Genomic DNA, 231 nt, shown 5'->3' with positions numbered 1-231 from the left:
CATGTGACCGCATCAAAAGCCGGTTTGCCGGTCAAAGTGAAAGACATCGCCAACGACGGCATTTTGAACGCGATGGCGTATAACTTTAAGCTGCTCGATAAAAAGCGTAAGCGCAGAATTATCAGTAAAGCCGAGTTACAAAAACAGATGCTGATGATCAACGGCGGTGTCGATTATCAGGGGTTTGATAAAGCCGATGTGGTGATTGAGGCGGTCTTTGAGGATCTCAGC

The 231-nt window shown here is 47.2% G+C and carries 1 protein-coding gene; it reads left to right on the top strand.

The window, feature by feature from the left end; all coding sequences use genetic code 11:
• On the top strand, nt 1–231 hold a 231-nt coding region (locus R0J87_RS25275), incomplete at both ends, for a 3-hydroxyacyl-CoA dehydrogenase NAD-binding domain-containing protein (protein WP_498889769.1).

Source organism: Halomonas sp. SIMBA_159 (assembly GCF_046536035.1).
Classification (GTDB): domain Bacteria; phylum Pseudomonadota; class Gammaproteobacteria; order Pseudomonadales; family Halomonadaceae; genus Vreelandella; species Vreelandella venusta_A.
The sequence above is the reverse complement of the archived record's forward strand: the minus strand, read 5'-3'. Positions and strand labels throughout refer to the sequence as shown.